17 protein-coding genes are annotated in these 20,846 nt (G+C 66.5%); 8 read left to right on the top strand and 9 right to left on the bottom strand.

Annotated features, from left to right (window positions below):
* Positions 1–7: 7 nt before the first annotated feature.
* From G9Q80_RS15860 to G9Q80_RS15850, 3 genes are all read right to left on the bottom strand, one after another.
* Positions 8–880, bottom strand: a complete 873-nt coding sequence (locus tag G9Q80_RS15860) for a dimethyl sulfoxide reductase anchor subunit family protein (protein WP_088714620.1) — start codon at positions 878–880, stop codon at positions 8–10.
* Complete coding sequence (locus G9Q80_RS15855; protein ID WP_088714619.1) at positions 881–1,630, bottom strand: 4Fe-4S dicluster domain-containing protein; 750 nt, start codon at positions 1,628–1,630, stop codon at positions 881–883.
* A 118-nt stretch (positions 1,631–1,748) separates the two neighbouring features.
* On the bottom strand, positions 1,749–4,565 hold the full coding sequence (locus G9Q80_RS15850) for a molybdopterin oxidoreductase family protein (protein WP_088714618.1): 2,817 nt from the start codon (positions 4,563–4,565) through the stop codon (positions 1,749–1,751).
* Positions 4,566–4,795: 230 nt separating this feature from the next.
* Between G9Q80_RS15850 and G9Q80_RS15845 the strand changes: the two genes are divergently transcribed.
* Positions 4,796–5,647, top strand: coding sequence for a phosphate acyltransferase (locus G9Q80_RS15845; protein WP_088670643.1), 852 nt, complete (start codon positions 4,796–4,798; stop codon positions 5,645–5,647).
* Positions 5,648–5,651: 4 nt separating this feature from the next.
* Here G9Q80_RS15845 and G9Q80_RS15840 read toward each other — a convergent pair whose 3' ends face one another.
* The gene (locus G9Q80_RS15840) at positions 5,652–6,806 is read right to left on the bottom strand and encodes an acetate/propionate family kinase (RefSeq protein ID WP_332835989.1); all 1,155 of its coding nucleotides are present in this window, start codon (positions 6,804–6,806) and stop codon (positions 5,652–5,654) included.
* Positions 6,803–8,596 (bottom strand): sulfoacetaldehyde acetyltransferase, encoded by a 1,794-nt coding sequence (gene xsc / locus G9Q80_RS15835; RefSeq protein WP_088714616.1) that lies wholly within the window; start codon positions 8,594–8,596, stop codon positions 6,803–6,805. The genes G9Q80_RS15840 and xsc overlap by 4 nt, the downstream gene beginning before the upstream one ends.
* 285 nt (positions 8,597–8,881) lie before the next feature.
* Between xsc and G9Q80_RS15830 the strand changes: the two genes are divergently transcribed.
* Entirely contained in the window at positions 8,882–9,322 is a 441-nt protein-coding gene (locus G9Q80_RS15830) for a hypothetical protein (RefSeq protein WP_088714615.1), read from the top strand.
* 44 nt (positions 9,323–9,366) lie between these two features.
* Here the strand turns inward: G9Q80_RS15830 and G9Q80_RS15825 are convergent, their stop codons facing one another.
* Together G9Q80_RS15825 and G9Q80_RS15820 are read right to left on the bottom strand one after the other, a co-directional pair.
* A complete protein-coding gene (locus tag G9Q80_RS15825; protein WP_088714614.1) occupies positions 9,367–10,203 on the bottom strand; it encodes an SHOCT domain-containing protein in 837 nt (278 codons plus the stop codon).
* 89 nt (positions 10,204–10,292) lie between these two features.
* The gene (locus G9Q80_RS15820; protein WP_088714613.1) at positions 10,293–11,483 is read right to left on the bottom strand and encodes a glycosyltransferase family 4 protein; all 1,191 of its coding nucleotides are present in this window, start codon (positions 11,481–11,483) and stop codon (positions 10,293–10,295) included.
* A gap of 202 nt (positions 11,484–11,685) precedes the next feature.
* Between G9Q80_RS15820 and G9Q80_RS15815 the strand changes: the two genes are divergently transcribed.
* From G9Q80_RS15815 to G9Q80_RS15805, 3 genes are read left to right on the top strand one after another with little or no spacing between them, the layout of a single operon-like run.
* Positions 11,686–13,089, top strand: coding sequence for a hypothetical protein (locus G9Q80_RS15815; protein WP_088714612.1), 1,404 nt, complete (start codon positions 11,686–11,688; stop codon positions 13,087–13,089).
* An 11-nt stretch (positions 13,090–13,100) separates the two neighbouring features.
* Positions 13,101–14,387 carry a glycosyltransferase gene (locus tag G9Q80_RS15810; protein ID WP_088714611.1) on the top strand — a complete coding sequence of 429 codons (1,287 nt, stop codon included), beginning with the start codon at positions 13,101–13,103 and terminating at the stop codon, positions 14,385–14,387.
* Complete coding sequence (locus G9Q80_RS15805; protein ID WP_157903802.1) at positions 14,384–14,893, top strand: GNAT family N-acetyltransferase; 510 nt, start codon at positions 14,384–14,386, stop codon at positions 14,891–14,893. Before G9Q80_RS15810 ends, G9Q80_RS15805 begins: the two co-directional genes overlap by 4 nt.
* Positions 14,894–14,903: 10 nt before the next feature.
* Here the strand turns inward: G9Q80_RS15805 and G9Q80_RS15800 are convergent, their stop codons facing one another.
* The gene (locus G9Q80_RS15800) at positions 14,904–15,395 is read right to left on the bottom strand and encodes a serine O-acetyltransferase (RefSeq protein ID WP_074621989.1); all 492 of its coding nucleotides are present in this window, start codon (positions 15,393–15,395) and stop codon (positions 14,904–14,906) included.
* Positions 15,396–15,551: 156 nt separating this feature from the next.
* Between G9Q80_RS15800 and G9Q80_RS15795 the strand changes: the two genes are divergently transcribed.
* Genes G9Q80_RS15795 through G9Q80_RS15785 form a run of 3 tightly spaced genes read left to right on the top strand, consistent with a single transcriptional unit; the run spans position 15,552 to position 19,914 of the window.
* A complete protein-coding gene (locus G9Q80_RS15795; RefSeq protein WP_088714609.1) occupies positions 15,552–17,603 on the top strand; it encodes an acyltransferase family protein in 2,052 nt (683 codons plus the stop codon).
* Entirely contained in the window at positions 17,600–19,153 is a 1,554-nt protein-coding gene (locus G9Q80_RS15790) for a GMC oxidoreductase (RefSeq protein WP_088714608.1), read from the top strand. Before G9Q80_RS15795 ends, G9Q80_RS15790 begins: the two co-directional genes overlap by 4 nt.
* Complete coding sequence (locus tag G9Q80_RS15785; protein WP_088714607.1) at positions 19,150–19,914, top strand: SDR family oxidoreductase; 765 nt, start codon at positions 19,150–19,152, stop codon at positions 19,912–19,914. The genes G9Q80_RS15790 and G9Q80_RS15785 overlap by 4 nt, the downstream gene beginning before the upstream one ends.
* 36 nt (positions 19,915–19,950) lie before the next feature.
* On the opposite strand, the gene G9Q80_RS15780 is transcribed toward G9Q80_RS15785, so the two are convergent.
* Entirely contained in the window at positions 19,951–20,715 is a 765-nt protein-coding gene (locus G9Q80_RS15780; protein ID WP_069210463.1) for a WecB/TagA/CpsF family glycosyltransferase, read from the bottom strand.
* Positions 20,716–20,846: the final 131 nt, after the last annotated feature.

Here is a 20,846-nt window from a genome sequence, read left to right as displayed (position 1 = left end):
GCCTGCCTCAGCGTTTGCCGTAGTAGAGGCCGACAACGTGTTCCGCCTCGGCAAAGAACAGCCAGCGCGAGACCAGCACCCCCGCCACATGGGCTAGAACCGCGACAGCCGCCAGCCAATGCCCGAAGGGCAGCAGAAGCAGGAGCGCGGGCAGGACCGCCATCAACCCCAGCGCAATCAGGCGCAGTTTTTGCGCGTGTTTGCGACCGACAACAAAGACCATCTCGCGCAGCAGGTAGTTGCTGCCGGTGTGCGGCGGCTCGAAGGCCCGGACGCGGCCGATATGGCCCAACCCGGTCGCGCTTTCGATGGTGGTGCCCGAGGCGGCGAGCCTCTGGTCCCCGGCAAGCCACCAGCCCGCCTGCGCCAGAGCCGCCAGCCCGACTAGCACAAGGCCGGTGATCACCCGCCCTGACAGCAGGGCGCCGCCGCCCAGGGCGTAAAGCTGGAACAGAACCGGCGTCGACCAGTGATGCCAGCGCGGCACGGTCCTGAGCTGGGTATAGATCATCGAGGTGGTGAAGACGGTGCCAAGGCACAGAAGCGCCCCCAGCCAGCCCAGCACATGCACTTGCACCCCGAAGAATACCAGCAGCGCCGCATATAGGCCCATGACGATCAGCGCCGCGCAGGCCGTCCATGCCTCACGCGAGAGCCAGCTTGACCGCCATTGCGTGAAGGCCTTGAGCGCCCGTTCCGGGCGACCAAGGTGCAGCGTGGAGGCCATCAGCCCGCCCCCCGCCAGCAGGTAGCCGATTAGGAAGAAGGCGAATCCGATCCAGCCGGTCGGCGCCTCCGGATCGACCCCCAGCCAGAACAGCAGGCCGAGGCCGAGGCCGGAAAAGGTCGTGAAGGCGATGATCGAGGGCGCCGGGTGCATTCAGAGTTTCTCCAGCGTCTTGTCGATCCAGGCGAGAAGGCCGCGCGGTTCCTCGGCCACCGGTTCGAGGAAGGGGGCCAACACGTCGACCTCACCTTGCCAGCTGTCGCGCGGGCGCGGCGGCAGGTACTTGTTGACGGGCCTGGTGCCCTGTTCCGGCATCAGGTCCATTCCACCGCGCTCGGCCACCAGGCGCGAGACGTCGCTTTCCGGGTCGGAGAGATCGCCGAAATGCCGCGCGCCCGCCGGGCAGGTGCGCACGCAGGCGGGGGTGCGGTCCTCCTCGGGGAGGTTTTCATTGTAGATGCGGTCGATGCAGAGCGTGCATTTCTTCATCACGCCCGCGGCAAGGTCCAGTTCGCGGGCGCCATAGGGGCAGGCCCAGGCGCAGAGGCCGCAGCCGATACAGTCGGATTCGTTGACCAGCACGATGCCGTCCTCGCTGCGCTTGTAACTGGCGCCGGTGGGGCAGACCGTGACGCAGGGGGCGTCCTGGCAGTGCAGGCAGGACTTGGGGAAATGCACCAGTTGCGCCGGGGCATTGTCGGGCTGGACCTCGTAGCTGTGCACGCGGTTGAGGAAGGTGCCAGAGGGATCGGCGCCGTAGGGGTCCTGGTCCGAGAGCGGCGCGCCGTAGTTCTCGGTGTTCCAACCCTTGCAGGAGATCACGCAGGCATGACAGCCGACGCAGGTGTCGAGGTCGATGACAAGCCCGAGGTTGCGGGTGGTCTTTTCGGGGAGGCAAGTCATCCGTGTCCCCCGTGATCCAGCGGCGCCGCTGACGCGGCACAGGTTTGTTGCGTGGGGGCTCTGCCCCCAGTCGCGCTGCGCGCGACTCCCCCGAGGTATTTTTGAAACCAAAGAAGCATCAGGTCTTGCTCTGCCAGGTCAGTTGGTCCGGCCCTTGGCCGACAGGAGAGGTGACCGCGTCGAAGGCGGGCCGGCTTTCTTCGTGGGGAGCCTCGGCCTTTTCGAGCCGCACGCGCAGGTCGAACCATGCGGCCTGGCCCGTGACCGGATCGGAGTTGGACCAGCGCAGTCCGTCGCCCTTGGGGGGCAGCAGCTCGTGGATCAGGTGGTTGAGGAGAAAGCCTTTGGTCGCCTCGGGGGCGCCGGGTTTCAGCGCCCAGGCCCCCTTGCGCTTGCCGATGGCGTTCCAGGTCCAGATCGTGTTCGGGTTGAGCGCGGCCATTTCCATCACCGGAACGGTGATTTCCCCGTGCGGCGAGGTGATCCGCGCCCAGTCGCCATCCTGCAGCCTGTGTTCCTGCATCAGCCGGGAGGGCAGGTACATCGGATTGTGCCCGTGCACCTGCCGCAGCCACGCGTTCTGGCTGCCCCAGCTGTGGTACATGGCCATCGGGCGCTGGGTCAGGGCATGGACCGGGTATGTGTCGGGACTGCCCGCGTCGGGCGCGTACCAGAGCGGCAGGGGGGTGAGTTTGCCCTTGATCTGGTCGCGCAGGTGGTCCGGCGGCTGCTGGTCGCCGTGGCCTTCGGCAGCGCGCTGGAAGCGGCGCAGGGGTTCGACGTAGAGCTGGAAGAGGTAGGGCGCGGCTGTATCGCAGAGTCCGGTCGTGACCGCCCAGTCCTGGTAGGCGCGGTTCCAGGGTTTGAAATACTGCGCCTCTTCGGGGATGTGCAGCGTACAGAAGCCGCCGTTGGCAATGTAGCTGTCGATCTGCGCGGCGTTGGGGCTGCCGCGCCCGTGGGTCAGCCCGGTGTCGGACATGCGCCAGCCCGCCAGCGGGCCGACGCCCGGGCGCCGCTCGTGGTTCTGGATGTAATCCGCGTAGTCGGCGTATGTCGGGGCGCCGTCCTCGTCGATCATGCCCGGCAAGCCCAGCCGCGCGCCGAGGTCCAGGAGCACCGATTGAAAGCCGCGCACGTCCCGGTCCGGCTCCACCACCGGCCAGCGGATCGCATCCGCCGCGGCCTCCGGTTCCGAGATCGGGCGGTCGAGCAGCGAGATGCAGTCATGCCTTTCCAGGTAAGTCGTGTCGGGCAGGATCAGGTCGGCATAGGCGACCATCTCGGATGAATATGCATCCGAGTAGATGATGTGCGGGATCTTGTAGTCGCCGTTTTCATCCGTGTCGGTCAGCATCTCCATGACACCGGCGGTGTTCATCGAGGAGTTCCACGCCATGTTCGCCATGTAGAGGAACAGCGTGTCGATCCGGTAGGGATCGCCTGCGTGGGCGTTGGAGATGACCATGTGCATCAGCCCATGCGCCGACAGCGGGTTTTCCCAGGTAAAGGCCTTGTCGATCCTGAGCGGCAAACCGTCCTCCGACAGCGCCAGGTCCTCCGGCCCCTGCGGGTAGCCGAGGTGGGGGCCGTTCAGCGGCTGGCCGGGCCTGGCCCGTGCGTGCGGGCGCGGGTGGGCCTCTGCCGGTTTCGGGTAGGGCGGTTTGAACCGCATCCCGCCGGGGGTTTCCACTGCGCCCAGAAGGATTTGCAGGACGTGCAGGGCGCGGCAGGTCTGGAAGCCGTTGGCATGGGCCGAGATGCCGCGCATGGCGTGGATCGCCACCGGGCGGCCCACCATGCGGTCATGCCTGGCGCCCCGGAAATCCGTCCAGGGCCGGTCGATCACCACCGGATCGTCGAAGGCCGCGCGGGCCAGTTCGGCGGCCAGCGCGCGGATACGCTCGGGGGTCAGGCCGCAGCGCTCGGCCACCGCTTCGGGCGCATATTGCGGATCGAGGTAGTGTTCCGCGATGTGGTGCATGACCGAGGTATGGGTGACCCCCGCGCGCCGGACATGGCCGGTCAGGTCCGGCATGATGCCGGGCGTGTCCCAGGCCACCTGTTTTCCGGTGGCGCGGTCGATCACTTGCGGCTTGCCGTCCGCGTCGCGCAGGAACAGGCCGTGATCGGGCGACTTCGGATCGCACTCCAGCAGGACCGGCGCATTGGTGAACCGCGCCAGGTAGTCGAGGTCGATCCGCCCGGCCTTGAGCAAGCAATGCACCAGTGAGAGGATCAAGAGCCCGTCGGTGCCGGGCGTGATCCCGATCCAGTCGTCGGCGACGGCGTTGTAGCCCGAGCGGATCGGGTTCACCCCGATGACCTTGGCGCCGCGTTCCTTGAGCCGGCCAATCCCCATCTTGATCGGGTTGCTGTCGTGGTCCTCGGCCACGCCGAACAGCAGGAACAGCCTTGCGTGTTCCCAGTCGGGTGCGCCGAACTCCCAAAAGGCGCCGCCCATCGTGTAGATGCCCGCCGTCGCCATGTTGACGGAACAGAAACCGCCATGCGCGGCGAAATTGGGCGTGCCATAGGCCTGCGCCCACCAGCCGGTAAAGCTCTGGCTCTGGTCGCGCCCGGTGAAGAAGGCCAGCTTTTCGGGCGCGGTTTCGCGCAGGGGTTTCAACCAGCCGACCGCGGTGTCCAGCGCCTCGTCCCAGCTGATTTCCTCGAACCGGCCCGAGCCACGCGGGCCGACGCGCTTCAGCGGCGCGCGCAGGCGGGAAGGCGCGTTGTGCTGCATGATCCCGGCGCTACCCTTGGCACAGAGCACACCCTTGTTGACCGGGTGATCGCGGTTGCCTTCGATATAGGCAACCTTGCCGTCCTTCATGTGCACGTTGATGCCGCAGCGGCAGGCGCACATGTAGCAGGTGGTCTTGCGGACTTCGTCCGAGACCCTCGGCGATGTCTCAACCCGAGGCTGTGCCATGTCCCCTCCCTCTGACGCCGTCTGACGGGCGCGCAAGTTGATGCATCATTCGTATATCAATTCTGCCGCTCTGCAAGCATGCGCAACCGGGTTCTATATTTTCTCGCCTAAGCGGATGATTTTCCCGAAATCCGCCGCCTGACAAGGCCTGCATTCCCTCCGAGACGCGTTGATCTTTGCCCTTGCCGCACGCCAAACTCACCAAGGCAAACGGGCGGAGGACAACCGGCATGACATTCCTGGAACGGGCCTTTGACCGGGCGCGGGCGCGGCGGGCGCGTGTCGTCTTTCCCGAGCTCGAGGAACCGCGCGTGGCAGCGGCCTGTGACAGGCTGCGCGCCGAGGGGCTGGCGACCCCCATCGGCCTGATCCCGACGAGTGACGCCATGATCGCCACACTGGTCGAGGCGCGCGGCATGAAGGAAAGCCTGGCGCGCCGGATGCTGGACCGCCCACTGTACCGCGCCGCCGCGATGGTCGCCGCCGGAGAGGCCGAGGCGATGGTGGCTGGCGCCGATGCGCCGACGCGACGGGTGATCGAGGCGGCCTCGATCGCCATCGGCCTGGCCGAGGGCGTCAGCCTGCCGTCTTCCTTCTTTGCCATGCTGATGCCGGACGGGCGTACCCTGATCTTTGCCGATTGCGCGGTGAACCTGTCGCCGGATGCCGAAGGGCTGGCCGCCATCGCACGGGCGTCCGAACGCACCGCACAGGCGCTGCTGGGAGAGGCGCGGGTGGCGCTCTTGTCCTTTTCCACCGGCGCCAGCGGCGCGGGTGACAGCGTGGACAAGGTGCGTGCGGCGGCAGAGATGACGGGTTTCGCGGGGCCGGTGCAGGCGGATGCGGCGCTGAACCCCCGGATCGCAACGAAGAAGGGCATGGGGACAGGGGATGCCAACGTGCTGGTCTTTCCCGATCTCGACTCTGGCAACATCGGGTACAAGCTGGTGCAGGAACTGGCGGGCGCGCAGGCGCTGGGGCCGATCCTGCAGGGCTTTCGCAAACCGGTCTGCGACCTGTCGCGCGGCGCCACGGCAGAGGACATCGTGGCGGCAACGGCGGTGACGCTGGCGCTGGACTGACCCCTCATGCCTGCACCAGGTCCAGCGCGGCCCGGGCGATGACCCGCTCCTCTTCGGCGGGCAGCACCCAGGCGGTGACGGCGGACCCATCGCCATGCAGGCGCGGGGCGTTGCGCGCGTTCTTGTCCGCCTCATAGCAAACCCCCGCCCAGCCCAGACCGTCGAGGATCTCGGCCCGGATCCGTGCGGAATTCTCGCCGATGCCGCCGGTAAAGACGACGGCGTCCAGCCCCTGCATCGCCGCGATCAGGCTGCCCCCGTGGCGCCGCGCCCAGTAGGTGAAATGCGCGATGGCAAAGGCGGCGTCAGGGGCATCGCTTTCCTCCAGCGCGCGCATGTCCGCGATCCCACCCGACAGGCCGGCCAACCCGGCCCGGTTGTTCAGCAGGTCGCGCGCGCCCTCCACCCCGCGTTCCCCGGCCAGCCGCAGGACCGCGTTCGGGTCGATGCTGCCGGACCGCGTGCCCATCGTCAGCCCGTCGGTGGGGGAATAGCCCATCGTCGTTGCCACACTGCGCCCGCGCAGGATCGCACAGGCCGAGGCACCGTTGCCCAGGTGAAAGGCCAGCACATGTTCCGGCAGGACCCCGGCCAGCGCCTCCAGCCGCGTGACGATCCCCGCGTAGCTGAGACCGTGGAACCCGTAGCGCCGGATACCGGCCTCGGCACAGTCGGGCGGCAGCGCATAGCGCTGCGCGACCTCGGGGCAGCTGGCGTGAAAGCCGGTGTCGAAACAGGCCACCTGCGGCAGGTCGGGCGCCTGCGCGGCCAGGGCCTCTATCGCCGCAAGGTTATGCGGGTTGTGCAGGGGCGCCAGCGGTGCGCAACGGTCAATCTCTGCGCGCACCTCGGGAGTCACAAGCAGGGGGTCGGCCAGGTTCGGCCCGCCATGCACGACGCGGTGCCCGGTCACCCGCAAAGAGGTAAGCGCAACGCCCTGCGCCTCCAGCGCGTCCAGCACCACCGACAAAGCGGCGCCGTGATCCGGCGCCGTCACCGGCTGGCGCAGGACCCCCATGCGCAGCACCGCCTGCTGGCCGATCCCGTCCACACCGCCGCGCAGCACCTCGTGCAATGCGGCGTCGAAGACCACGCATTTGATCGAGGAGGACCCGACGTTCAGGACAAGGACGTCCCCGCCCGCCGGGTCCCCCATCATTCCGCCGCTTTGGCCGGGGTCTGCGGGCGCATGTCGGCGGGGTCGATCCCCGCCACCACCACCGGTTTCTTCATCGCGTCGCGGCGGAAGGGCTCGCCCAGTTCCTGGTTGATCATCGCCTCGATCAGCGTGGTCACACCGTTTTCCATCTGGTCGGTGATCGCCTGGTTCAGCGCGGCGGTCAGCTCGTCCATCGTGCGGGCGATGACGCCCTTCAGACCGCAGGCCGAGGCGATGCCGGCATAGCTGACGCCCTCGTCCAGTTCGGTGCCGACGAAATTGTCGTCGTACCACAGGGTCGAGTTCCGCTTTTCCGCGCCCCACTGATAGTTGCGGAACACGACCTGCGTGATCGCGGGCCACTCGCCACGCCCTATGGCCGTCAACTCGGTGACCGAGATGCCAAAGGCGCCATCGCCCGCAAAACCCACCACAGGCACGTCCGGGCAGCCGATCTTGGCGCCGATGATCGAGGGCAGGCCATAGCCGCAGGGGCCGAACAGGCCCGGCGCCAGGTACTTCCGTCCCTCGTCGAAGGACGGGTAAGCGTTGCCGATAGCGCAGTTGTTGCCGATGTCGGACGAGATGATCGCCTCGCGCGGGAGCGCGCTCTGGATCGCGCGCCAGGCCATGCGGGGGCTCATCCAGTCGGGTTTGTCGTCGCGGGCGCGCTGGTTCCAACTGGTGCCCGGATCGTCGTCCTCGTGGGTCATCTCGGTCAGTTGTTGCGCCCAGCGCGATTTCGTCTCGGCGATCCTGGTCCGGCGCGCCTCGCGCCCCTCGTCGCCTGCCGTGTCGGACAGCTTGTCGAGGATGCCGCGCGCCACCTTGGCCGCGTCGCCGATGATGCCCACGCTGACCTTCTTGGTCAGGCCGATGCGGTCGGGGTTGATGTCGACCTGGATCACCTTGGCGTCTTTGGGCCAATAGTCCATTCCATAGCCCGGCAGGGTCGAGAACGGGTTCAGCCGGGTGCCCAGCGCCAGCACCACGTCCGCCTCCTTGATCAGTTCCATCCCTGCCTTGGAGCCATTGTAGCCCAGTGGCCCGGCAAACAGCGGGTGCCCACCCGGGAAAGCGTCATTGTGCTGGTAGCCGACGCAGACCGGCGCCTCCAGCCGCTCGGCCAGCGCCATGCTGGCGGCGATCCCGCCCTCGGACAGGACCACGCCGGCGCCGTTCAGGATCACCGGGTTCTTTGCCTCCGACAGCAACGCGGCGGCGGCGGCGACCGAGTTTTCGCCCCCCGAGGACCGCTCGAAAAGGATCGGCTCGGGGATCTCGATGTCGACGACCTGCGTCCAGTAGTCACGCGGCACGTTGATCTGCGCAGGCGCGCTGGCCAGCTTGGCCTTGGCGATGACGCGGGTCAGCACCTCGGCGATGCGGGACGGGTCCCGGACCTCTTCCTGGTAGGCGACCATGTCCTCGAACAGTTTCATCTGTTCGACTTCCTGGAACCCGCCCTGCCCGATGGTCTTGTTCGCGGCCTGCGGCGTGACCAGCAACAGCGGCGTATGGTTCCAGTAGGCGGTTTTCACGGCGGTGACGAAATTGGTGATGCCCGGCCCGTTCTGGGCGATCATCATGCTCATCTTGCCCGAGGCGCGGGTATAGCCGTCGGCCATGAACCCGCCCGAGCCTTCGTGCGCGCAGTCCCAGAACATGATGCCCGCCCTGGGGAACAGGTCCGAGATCGGCATGAAGGCCGAGCCGATGATCCCGAAGGCATGTTCGATCCCGTGACGCTGAAGCACCTTCACGAAGGCTTCTTCGGTGGTCATTTTCATAGGCCGCGCTCCCAAGGCAAAGGCGCCGGCAGAAGGCGCCGGCGGTTGAGGGGCAATCTACTGGCGGGATGGAGCGCCGGATAGGGCCAGTTAGATGGGCGGGTTAAGGCCAGAACAGCGTTGGCTGTGTGGGGTGATACGAGGTCCGTGATACATGTGCCGGCAACAACCGACTTGCAGGACGAAGCGCCTGACAGGAACTTGCGACAAATGCTATGTGCTTGCACTGATTTCGAAAAACTATAAAATAATACCAAGTACTTACATTGCTGGAGGATAAATGAAATGAGGCAATTCGTCTATCAAATAGCAATGATGTTGATTGGCTCAATCGCGTCCGCCAATGGCTTGAAGATTGACAAGGAATACATGCATTCGGATGATCACTCCTTACGCAAAGACACGGCCTGCATCCAAGCAGTCGAACAGAATATCACGCCAAATTTTAGAGGCTTACGCACCCTGGCCATCCGCTCCAGTCACGTTTTGGATACCAGTAGCGGGACGATAGCCATCTATCCTGAGGTCACCTTTTCTGGGGACTATGGCAACGCGAAGGGCTCAATGTACTGCCTGTTTGGCCCGGACAAACACAGGATCACAGATGTTGCTGTTGTTTTCCTTGGCCTTGGTCTTGGTGGCTTTGAGCCGCGTGGTAGATATCACCCATCGAAAGACCCTTCGAAATGGAAGGTCAGTAGCTTTGCGCATCAGTTGGCCAAATAGCTTCGGTATTTTTGGGCTCGAAACGGACTTCGCGGCACCTTTCCTTACAACCGCGACAGCAACTCCGCTTTCTTCGCGGCAAATTCGTCCTCGCTGAGGATGCCCATGTCGCGCAGGCTGCCCAGCTTTTCCAGCGCGGCAAAGATCTGATCGGAATCGCCGCCCTGCTGAACCGGCGCGGGGGCCGGATCGGGCTGGGAAACAGGCTCTGGCTGGTAGACAGGCTCTGGCTGCATGGGCGAGGGCTCTGGCTGGACAAAGGACGGCGCGGGCGCCGATCCCGCCCCCGAAACCACCGGAAGCTGGTTCAGGTAGACCGTCCCGTACTGGCTGGTGAAGGTCCAGCTGGCATCGCCCGACTGCTGCTGCCCGACGCCGCCGATCAGATGATCGCCCGTGTCATAGACCGTCACCTGCCCGTTCAGGTTCACCGCCAGCCGCCGCGACTGCGGAAAGATCGCGTAGCTGAGGTTGTTCTGCGAGCCCTGCGACGAGGGCTGGCCCAGATCCGACGGCCACCAGGAGCCGAAACTGCCGCCCGAGAATGTCATCGAGGCGCCGCCCTGCTGCTGGCCCTGCCAGCTGCCCTGCGGCTGCGGCGCGGGCTGGAAGAAGGCGCCCTGGTAATAGGCATTGGCGATCTCGCCGCAGAGATTGTTCACCGTGTTCTGCAACCCGGTGTTGAACATGTCACCGACCATCGTCATGCCGCCGGACTGCCATTGGCCCATGCCGCCCAGCTCCGGCACGTTGAACTGCGCCTGCATCCCGCCGCCACGGCTGACCGCATCCATCATCGACAGGACGGCGTCGGGACTTAGCCCATAGGCCTGGCTGAGGCGGGATTGCACGGCCAAGCCGTGATCTGTGAGGGGGGACATGATGTGCTCCGGCCGCATCGGGCTTTGGGAAAGACTCGGGGTGTGAGGTAGCACATGCCGCACCGCAGCACCAGCGGCGGCCCATAGTGTCAAGCGCTCCGGGCCGCGCGGGCATCGCGTTTGCGTGCCACCGCCTCGTGCAACAGCGTCGCGGTCCGACGCCCCCAGGCATCCCAGTTGAGCCGCGCCTCGTACTCGGCCCGCGCCGCGCGGCTGAGCCGGGCATAGCTGTCGGGCGCATCCAGATAGGACAGGATGTTGCGGGCGAAATCCGCGGCCTCTGCCCCCGGCGGCAAGGCATGGCCGGTGATCCCGTCGCGAACCGGCACGCCCCCGACCCGAAGGCAGAGGGCTGGCAGGCCGTGGGCTGCGGCCTCGCAAAAGGCAAACCCGTAGGATTCAAAGGACGGCATGACCATGAAATGCGCCTCTGCCAGCGCGCGGTCAAAGATCGCCTGTTCCTCGGGCACCGCCTTGTTCAGCTGCGGGTGCACGGTAACGAAATGGTTGAAATTGTTCTCTGGCGGGACGCAGCCAATCACGGTCAGTTGCGCGTCCACACCCGCATCCCGCAGCGCCATCATCGTGTCAAAGGCCACCGGCCCACCCTTGGCCCACCAGTCACGCCCGATCACCAGCAGGCGCACGGGCTCTCCCCGGCGCAGGCTGCGCGGGGCGGGCGGCGGCGGGTCGGCTATATTGCCGCCCCAGGGCACCAGGCGGCTGCGGTCCGGCGCGATGCCATAGCGGGTTTCCACTGCCTTCTGCAGCCATTCCGACGGCCACAGCAGAAGGTCGGCCCGCGCCAGCGCCGCGCGTTCCTGCCGTTCGACCCAGTCATCCAGGAAGCGGCCCAGCTTGAAGACCCGTTCATGCGCCTGCCCGACCTCGGATTCGCGGTAGACCGTCTGCGTCGCGTCCGAGGTGAAGGCCGCGACCATGTCCGAAGGCACCCGCACCCCCGCCAGCGCGTGCAGTGCATAGGCCCCGAAGAGCACGTCATAGCCCCCCCGACGCAGCTCCGCCTCGATCGGGCGCGCGATCACATGGCGCAAGGCATAATGTGCGCGCCAGCGCGCGCGCAGGTTCACCCGTTCCGGCATGGCATGGATCAGGCGGCGCAGGGGTTCTGCCCCCGCCCAGGTCTGCGGCAACACCGTGACCTCGCCCGCATGGGTCCGCAACGCATCGAAAATACGCGCATTTCCGCCGGAATACAGGTTCCGGTCCAATGGGGACATATCGCACAGGTAGGCGATGCGGAGGGTGTCGCGGGCCATGAGCTCCTTCCTGGCGCGGGCGTTGACAAGACAATGATAGAAGAAACTGGCGTTTTTACGACCGTTCCGCGCCAATTTGGGTACAGGGCCCGAATTGTGTCGGATTTCACTGTTTTGCTGCATTGCAGCCGCGACTTTGCCCCAGCCCACCGCTAGGTCACAATGAGACCCAGCGCATCCCGCGCCCAAACGCAAAGCGACCATGCCCAACCAGATCGCCTTCCTTGCACTGGCGGCAAGCCCGATCTTCGTGGCCGTGATGATGTCACGGCTGCGCCTCGATCGTGCGATCATCTGGTCGCTGATGCTGTGTTACCTTTTCCTGCCGGAACCGCCCGCGGTCTTCGACTTTCCGATGATGCCGCCCCTGGACAAGCACAATATCCCGGCGCTGATGGCTTTTGCCCTGACCCTGTGGCGCAAGGACACGGGCGGCCCCCTGTTGCCGCGGTCGGGTCTTGGCAAGGTGCTTTTGCTGACCTTCGTCTTCTCGCCCGTGATGACGGTGCTCAACAACGGAGAGCCGGTCTATTTCGGCATCATCGGCCTGCCCGCGCTGGGGCTCAAGGATGCGGCGGCACTGGTGCTGGAACAATTCCTGATGGTGCTGCCCTTCCTTCTGGGCCGCCAGCACCTGGCCTCTGGCGGGGCGATGCGGGAACTCTTGCGCGCGCTGGTCGTGGGCGGTCTGATCTACACGCCGCTGATGCTGCTGGAAATGCGCGTCTCGCCCCAGCTCAACAACTGGGTCTATGGCTATTTCCAACATTTCTTTGCCCAGACCATCCGCTTTGGCGGCTATCGCCCCATCGTGTTCCTCTACCACGGCATCTGGGTCGCCTTCTTCCTGATGACCTCTGTCGTCTCGGCCTGGGCGCTGTGGCGCTGGCACGAGGGCGCGGGAAAGATCAAGGCGCTGGCCGTTGCGGGCTACCTGACCCTGGTCCTGGTCATGGCCAAGTCGCTGGGGGCACTGATCTTCATGGTTCTGCTGGTGCCGCTTGTGGTCCTGCTGGCGCCCCGGACGCAACTGCGCATCGCGCTGCTGATCGGCGCGGTCGCCCTGGCCTACCCGATCCTGAAGGGCGCCGACCTGGTGCCGCAGGAACAGATGCTGGCCCAGGCGGAAAAGATCGACCCGGACCGGGCCGGATCGCTGCGCTTCCGTTTCCAGAACGAGGACACGCTGCTGGAACGCGCCTATATAAAGCCGGTCTTCGGCTGGGGCAGCTGGGGGCGCAATCACATCCTGGATCCATTCAGCGGCGCCATCCTGACCGTGACCGACGGGTTCTGGATCGTCTCGATCGGCACCTATGGCTGGGTCGGGTTCCTGGCGCAATTCGGCCTGTTGCTCTGGCCACTGGTGCTGATCTGGCGCGCGATGTCCAGGCAGCGTGCGGATGCCGTATCCCCCTTTGTCGGGCCGCTCTCGCTGATGCTGGCGATCAACGTGGCCGACATGATCCCCAATGCAACGCTCACGCCGCTGACCTGGCTGATCGCCGGCGCGCTAACCGGCTACGCCGAGCGCCTGCGTGAAGCCACCCCAAGGCGGCACCAGGCCGCCAGCGCCGCCCCCCTGCGGCGCCGCACGGCGATGTAGAAAGGTCCAAGATGCCCCAAAGACCCCGCGTCCTGCTGGTCGCCGACGAATGCAACCCGGAATGGCCCTCTCTGCCCATCGTCGGCTACAAGTACGCGCTGGAAATCGGAAAGCTGGCGGATGTAACCGTGGCCACCCATGTCCGCAACCGCGAGAACATCGAGAAGGACGGGCCGCCCGTGCCCGTGGTCTATATCGACAACGAGTGGATCGCCTCGCCCATGTACCGGCTGGCCAGGCTGATCCGCGGCGGCGAAGAGGTTGGCTGGTCGACCTCGATGATCTTCAACTACCTGCCTTACCTCGCCTTCGAACGGGGCGTCTGGAAACACTTCCGCGATGACCTGAAGGCCGGACGTTTCGACATCGTGCACCGCATCACGCCGATGTCGCCCACCCTGCCCAGCTGGCTGGCGCACAAGGTGCGACAGCCTTTCGTGATCGGGCCCCTGAACGGCAACCTCGACTGGCCGCGCGCCTTCGCCGCCGAACAGACGCGCGAAAAGGAGGGCCTGCGCAAGCTGCGGAATTTCTACAAGTACCTGCCCTACGCGCGCAGCACCTACGACGATGCCGCCGCCGTGCTCTGCGCCTTTTCCCATACCCGTGCCGACCTGCCCCGGGTCGAGGATGCGCGCATCGTCTCTTTCCCCGAGATCGGCTTTGACCCTGCCATCTTTCACGCCAATGGCGCCGCGCCTGCGGGCAGCCGTGGCGACGGGAGGCTGGACTTTCTCTATGCGGGCCGCCTTGTTCCCTACAAGCTGCCCGAACTGCCGATCCGCGCCTTTGCCGCCTCCGAAGCGCTGCGCCGCCATCACTTGCATGTGGTCGGCGACGGGCCGGAACGCGCGAGGATGGAGGCGCTGATTGCCGAGCACGGGCTGCAGGACTGCATCACGATGCATGGCCGCAAGAGCCAGGGAGAGGTGGCCGAGATGATGCGCCAGTCCGACGCCTTCGTCTTTCCCTCGATCCGAGAGCTGGGTGCAGGTGTGGTGATCGAGGCGATGGCCTGCGGCTGCCAGGTGATCGTGGCGAATTACGGCGCCCCCGGCGACCTGGCCGATCATGGCCGGGGCGCCCGAGTCGAAATGGGCAGCTTCGACCGCATGGTCGAGGGATTCCGCCTGGAAATGGAAGCCTGCGCCGAGGTGCCGGGCAACATGGCCGTCACCGCAGCCCGCGCGAAATCCTACGCCGACGGCTATTTCCCCTGGGCGAAGAAGGGCAAAAAGACCATCGACGTCTACTGCGCCCTGCTCGACGGGCGCCCGCTCGACGGGCTGGGCTATTGACCGGATTCGCCACCGAGCGGTTGCGTGTCACGCCCTGGGAGGCGGCGCTCAACGATCCGGCCAGCCGCCCGGCGCTTGAAAAACGCCTCGCCCAGATCCTCACACGGCCCGTCCTGCGGCCTTTGCCGCCTTCGGTTCAACTGGACGAGACAGAAAAGCGGATCGCCAACTGGATCGCCGCGCGCCGTGCCGTGTCGGACGTCTGGTTGGTCGAGACCGACGGGATCCTGATCGGCCTGCTCATGCTGTTTTCCGATCCCGAAGGCGACGAGGACTGCGCGCACCTCGGCTATCTCTTCGCCGAAGAGGCCTGGGGCAAAGGCTATGCAACCGAACTGGTACAGGGCCTCGCGGCACATCTCGACGGAACCGCCCGGATCACGCTTCTCGCCGGCGTCGACCGTTCCAACCCAGCCTCCGCCCGCGTGTTGGAAAAATCCGGCTTTCGGCCCGATCCCGAGACGACCAGCGCCGACACCCTGCGCTTTCGCCGTTCGCCCCCCTGACCTCGTCCGCTCAATCCGGCCCGGAGATCACCTTTGCCGGAACCCCCGCCACGGTTGCCCCGGCGGGCACATCCCGTGTTACCACCGCGTTGGCACCGATCACCGCGTGATCGCCCACGGTCAGAGGCCCGATCAGCTTGGCCCCCGCACCCACGTCGACGTGACCCCCCAGAACCACCGGCCCCGCCAGCGTCACCTGGTGAAAGATCATGCAGTTCACGCCGATCCGCGCCTCCGGGTGCACGATGATCCCCGTCGGATGGGTCAGGCGCAGCCCGCCGCCGATCTCGGTCGTCAGGTGCAGTTCGCTCTGGCACATCAGCGACCAGAACCAGTGGTTGAGCACCCAGTATCGCGCCACCACCCGTCCCAGCGGGCCGCGTCCGCGCCAGGCCTGGTAACGGCGGACCGCGCGGATCATCTTCTTGCCCGGTTCCCAGAACCGCTCGATCCGCTCACGCGACCAGTCCGGCACCTGGGCCGAGATCAGATTTTCCGCCATTCCGGTATCCAACACCCGCTATCCGCCATATTCCTGCCCTGAAATGCGGTATCCTAAGGGGTATGGCAACACTCTGACCGCAGAGTGCGCATAACCCGGAGAATCCGGAAGGACGAAAATGACGCTCCCGCCCCTTGGCCGAGGACACCCGCAGCCATGAGCGCGCCTGCGCATATGCCTCTCCCCTACCGGGGGGACATTGACGGGCTGCGCGCTCTCGCCGTGCTGGCCGTGGTGCTGTATCACTTCGGCCTGCCGCTCTCGGGCGGCTTCGTTGGCGTCGACATCTTCTTTGTCATCTCGGGCTTTCTGATCGGCGGCATCCTCTGGCGCGAATACGATTCCACGGGCCGCATCAGCCTGCCGAATTTCTACATCCGCCGTTTCCGCCGCCTTGCCCCCGCCTTTTTCGCCATGCTGCTGGTCACCACCGCGCTGGGCTGGATCCTGCTGCTGCCGTTCGAGTTCCGCGAATACGGCAAGGCGGTGATCGCCTCCACGGTCTACCTGTCGAATGTCCTGTTCTTCAGGCAGGCGGGCTATTTCGACACCGCGTCAGAGGACAAGCCGCTCCTGCATACGTGGTCGCTCGCGGTCGAGGAACAGTTCTACATCTTCCTGCCGCTGACCATCCTCCTTCTGGCGCGCTGGCGCTGGGGGGTGATCGGCGTGCTGGTGGCCAGCTGGGCTGTGTCGCTGGCCGCCTGCGTGCTGGTCACGCCGGTGTCGCACACGGCCACCTTCTACCTCTTCCCGTTCCGCGCCTGGGAGCTGCTGTCCGGCGTCCTGCTGGCGATCTGGGGGCATGAAACCCGCGCGACTTGGCGTGGGCACCCGGCGCTGTCCTCGGTCGGGCTGGCCATGGTGCTGGCCTCGATCTGCTTCATTCCGGCGGGGCCGCTGTTTCCCGGCGTGCTGGCAATTCCGCCGGTGCTGGGAACCGTGCTGCTTTTGTCGTCAGGCACCGGGGCCTGTGCGGTCAATCGACTGCTGACCCATCCCTGGATGCGGATGATCGGGCTGATTTCCTATTCGCTCTACCTCTGGCACTGGCCGGTCTACACGCTGGCCACGTCGCTGCGGGGGGATATGGGCCTGCCGGAATCGCTGGCGTGGATGGCGCTGTCCTTCGGCCTCGCCTGGCTGTCCTGGCGCTTTGTCGAACAGCCCGTGCGCCATGCCCGCGCGCTGTCCGGGCGCACTGTCTTCGGGGGCGTTGCGCTGGCCTCCACCGCCGCGCTGGCGCTGGGGGCCGTGCTGTTCAAAGGCGACGGGTTGCCTGCCCGGTTCGGGCCAGAGGCACGGGTGCATATCGCCGCCTCGGGCGACTTCCTCCAGGACTGGAGCCGCTGCACCACACCCGATGACGGCCCGCTCGACGGGCTGGAGGTCTGTCCGATCGGGCCAGAGGGCGCGCCACGCCTGCTGGTCTGGGGGGACAGCCATGTACGCGCCATGAAAGAGGGGCTGGACGTCGCCGCGCATGAGGCAGAGGTGCCCGGTATCCTCGTTTGGCGCGCCGGCTGCGCGCCCCTGTTCGGGCTGCGCAAGGTCGAAAGCGCCGCCACCGCCGCGCAGGACATGGCTTGCACCCAGGCCAACACCCAGATCCGCCAGGCCCTGCCCGCCCTCGACAGCCTTGACTCCATCCTGCTCATCGGACGGTGGGCCTATTATGCCACCGGACAGGGCGTCGGCCTGAACGCGCATGACAGGATCGCGCTGCACCCCACGGACCGGCCCGTATCTACCAAGGTGACACAGCCGCAGCTGCTGGCAGAGGCCGCGCGCGACACGGTGGCAGAGCTGCGCCGCCATGTGTCCCGCGTCCATGTCCTGCGCCAGCCGCCGGAAATCCCGCTTTACAACAGCCGTCTCGCGGCGCGTGAGGCCGCCCATGCGGGTCTGCCCCTGGCCGCGCCCGCGCGGACAGAGGCCAGCGTTCCGGCGGCGGCCATCGTCCTGCGGGCCACCCTGTCCGATGCCCCTTGGCTGCCGCTGGCAGAGCAGGGGGTGATTACCTTCCTCGACACCTGGCCGCAGTTCTGCACGGATGGCACCTGTTCCGCCGTGCAAGGCGGGCAGGGCCAGTATTTCGACAACAACCATCTGACCAATTCCGCCGCGATCCGGATCCGCACGGTCCTGCAGCCGGTCTTTCGGCCGCTGATCCCCGAGGTCTCGATGCAAGGGGCCTCGGACGGATGACCTCTCTGTTCGAGACCGACTGGGATGCCATCGTCATCGGCGCGGGCATGGGCGGCGGCACGCTGGGCCGTGCCCTGGCAGAGGCCGGGCAAAAGGTGCTGTTCGTCGAGAAGGGCGCGGAGGGCCTGCGCAGCGAGCGCAACGGCCTGACAGAGGTCTTTGTCCCCGAGGCCCGCGCCGCGCGCGGTCTCTGGCCCGATCCGCTGCATGTCTCGCTGGACGGGGTGGAAACGCAGTTCTTTGCCCCTCTGGGCAGCGGTCCCGGCGGCAGCTCGGTCTTTTACGCAGCCACGCTGGAACGGCCTGAACGGCACGATCTGGACGACCTTCCGGGACAGCCCCATCCCACCGGCGGCTGGCCGGTGGGTTTTGACGAAATGGCCCCCTGGTATGACCGCGCCGCGCGGCAATTCCGGGTGCACGGTACGCCCGACCCGCTGTCGCCCGAGACGCCGATGCCGCTGGACGCCCCGCCGCCCCTGCACGCGGCAGAGGCCGCCTTGACAGACAGCCTGCGCGCCGCGGGACTGCACCCCTACCGCACCCATACCGGCATCGCCCGGGTCGACGGCTGTGAGAACTGCCTGGGCAAAAAGTGCCCGAAGCTGTGCAAGATGGACGGACGCTCTGCCGGGGTGGAACCGGCACTGGCGACAGGGAATGCGCACATGTTGTCCGGCGTCGCGGTCACGCGCCTGATGAGTGATGGCACGAGGATCACCGGCGCCGAGATCCACATCGACGGCGAGACGCGGACGCTCAGCGCCAGGCGCTATATCCTTGCCGCCGGCGCCCTGCATTCGCCCCGGCTGCTGCTGGCTTCGGCCTCTGAGGCCGCGCCAAGGGGCCTTGCCAATTCCTCGGGTCTTGTCGGGTGTAACCTGATGCTGCATGTCGACGAACGCTTTGCGCTCTGGCCGAAACGCGGGGTGCCGGACAGCGGCGCGACCAAGGCGATTTCGTTCCGCGACCTCTATCACCGCGAGGACATGCGGCTGGGCGCGGTCCAGGCGATGGGCATCCGCGCCTCCTATGGCGAGATGGTGCATTTCCTCAACCGGATGTTCGACCTGCGCGGCCAGCCGCGCCTGCGCGCCCTGTCGCGTCCCCTGGCCGCCGTCGCCAAGACCATGCTGGGCCATGCGCATCTCTTTGTCGGGTTAATGGAGGATTTTCCCTACGCCCATAACCGGGTGCTTTTCGATCCGGCGAACCCCGACAAACTGGCTGTGACCTATACCCTGTCGGATGAGTTGCGCAGCCGCCGCCGCGCCTTTCGCAAGGCGCTGCGCAGGGGCTTGCGCGGGCACCGGCACCTGTTCCTGTCGATGACGCCGGAACTGAACTGGGGCCATCCCTGCGGCACCCTGCGCTTCGGGCATGACCCGGCAAGCTCCGTCACCCGCGCCGATGGCCGTGCGCATGACCTGCAAAACCTCTGGGTTGCGGATGCCGGTTTCATGCCCACCTCGATGGGGGTGAACCCCAGCCTGACCATCGCCGCCAACGCGTTGCGCGTGGCCAGCCACATCCTGGAGGATCAGCGATGACCCGGATCACGCCGGCAGACGGGTTTGCCATTGTCACCGGCGCGGGGTCCGGTCTGGGCCGGGCCCTGGCCCGCCAGCTTTGCGACACGGGCTTTACCGTGGTCGGCACCGGGCGCCGGGCCGCGGCGCTGGAGGAAACCGGCGCCACCTGCGCAGGCCGGTTCACAGCGCTGCCGATGGACGTGTCGGATTTTTCGGCGGTTCGGCAGGGCTTTGCCGAGGTCACAGCCCGCCACGGGGCGCTGGCCCTGCTGATCAACAACGCCGCCGTCTACCCCAAGCGCGATGTTTTCGACGAAACACCAGAGCTGTTCTGGCAAAGCTTGGCGATCAATCTTGGCGGGGTCTACGCCTGTTCCTGGGCCGCCTTGCAGGACATGGCGCCGCGCGGGACAGGGCGCATCCTGAACGTTGCCAGCTATGCCGACATCGCGCCCCTGCCCGCCTCGGCGGCCTATTCCGTGTCGAAGGGCGCGCAAAGGGTGCTGACCCGCGCCCTGATCGCCGATCTGTTCGACCGCTTTCCCGGTATCGTCCTCACCGACTGGCTGCCCGGGGCGCTGGCCACCGGCATGGGCATCCCCGATGGGCTACCGCCGGAGACAGCCGCGCAATGGGGGGTGAAATTGGCACTGATGCGGGATGAAGCCTTGAACGGCGCCGTGTTTGAGCGAGACATGGAACTGCTGCCGCCGCGCGGACTCAAGACGAAATTGAAAGACACGCTGATGATGCGACGCCCACGGCCCCGCAGGCTCTGACACCGTAGGGTGGGTGCTTGCACCCACCGCCCCCGGTCATGCCTTGCGGTCGCGGAACCGCAGCAGCATGGCGCGCACCGCCAGACCCGGCAGCACCAGGGCACATTTCGCATAGCGTCCGGCCAGCCGCCCGGGGCTGAGCATCATCCGCCACAGCCATTCCATCGCGATCCGGCGCACCCATTTCGGCGCCCGCTGCTGGGTGCCGGCAAAGAAATCCAGCCCTGCCCCGATCGAGGCAAAGCCCACCTCCGGCGCCACCCGGCGCCCGGTGGCGGCAAAGCTTTCCTGTTTGGGCGCTCCCAGCGCGATGAAACACAGCCGCGCGCCGGACTCAGCGATCCGGTGCAACATCTCCTCGGCCTCCGGGCCCGCCGGGTCGAATCCCATCGGCGGCGCGATCCGGCATACGACCTCGAGGTCGCGCACCTCGCGTTCGAGGTATTCCGCCGCCGCCGCCAACACGGGTTCGGACGACCCGAACAGCGCCACGGTCACCCCTTGCGCCGCCGCGATCTGGGCCAGCGGCAGAATCGCCTCGGAGCCGGGGATCAGCGACACGGGCCGCCCCGCCAGCCGCGACAGCCAGACGATCGGATACCCGTCGGCCACGACGAAATCCTGTGCCGCGTAGATGGTGCGGAAACTGTCCGAACCGCGCAACTTGACGATGTGATCGAGGTTGATCGTGGCCAGCGCAAAACCGGCGCGGCGGGCAAACCGCTCACGCACCCGCGCCTCGAGCACGGCCCATGTCGGCACGTTCACGACAACCGTGTCATCGCCAAATCGGAATTCCATAACGGCACCCTGTTCCCCCGCCCGCAGCAATAGCCTGTTCCCGTGACAGGCGCAGTGACCTTTCCACAATACATTCCCTTTTTTCGACATCACTGGTGCCGCACTGCCGCAATTTCCCGGTGCACGTCGAA

This window comes from Mameliella sp. LZ-28, from assembly GCF_012274245.1.
In the GTDB taxonomy this organism is placed as follows: domain Bacteria; phylum Pseudomonadota; class Alphaproteobacteria; order Rhodobacterales; family Rhodobacteraceae; genus Antarctobacter; species Antarctobacter albus.
The sequence above is the reverse complement of the archived record's forward strand: the minus strand, read 5'-3'. Positions and strand labels throughout refer to the sequence as shown.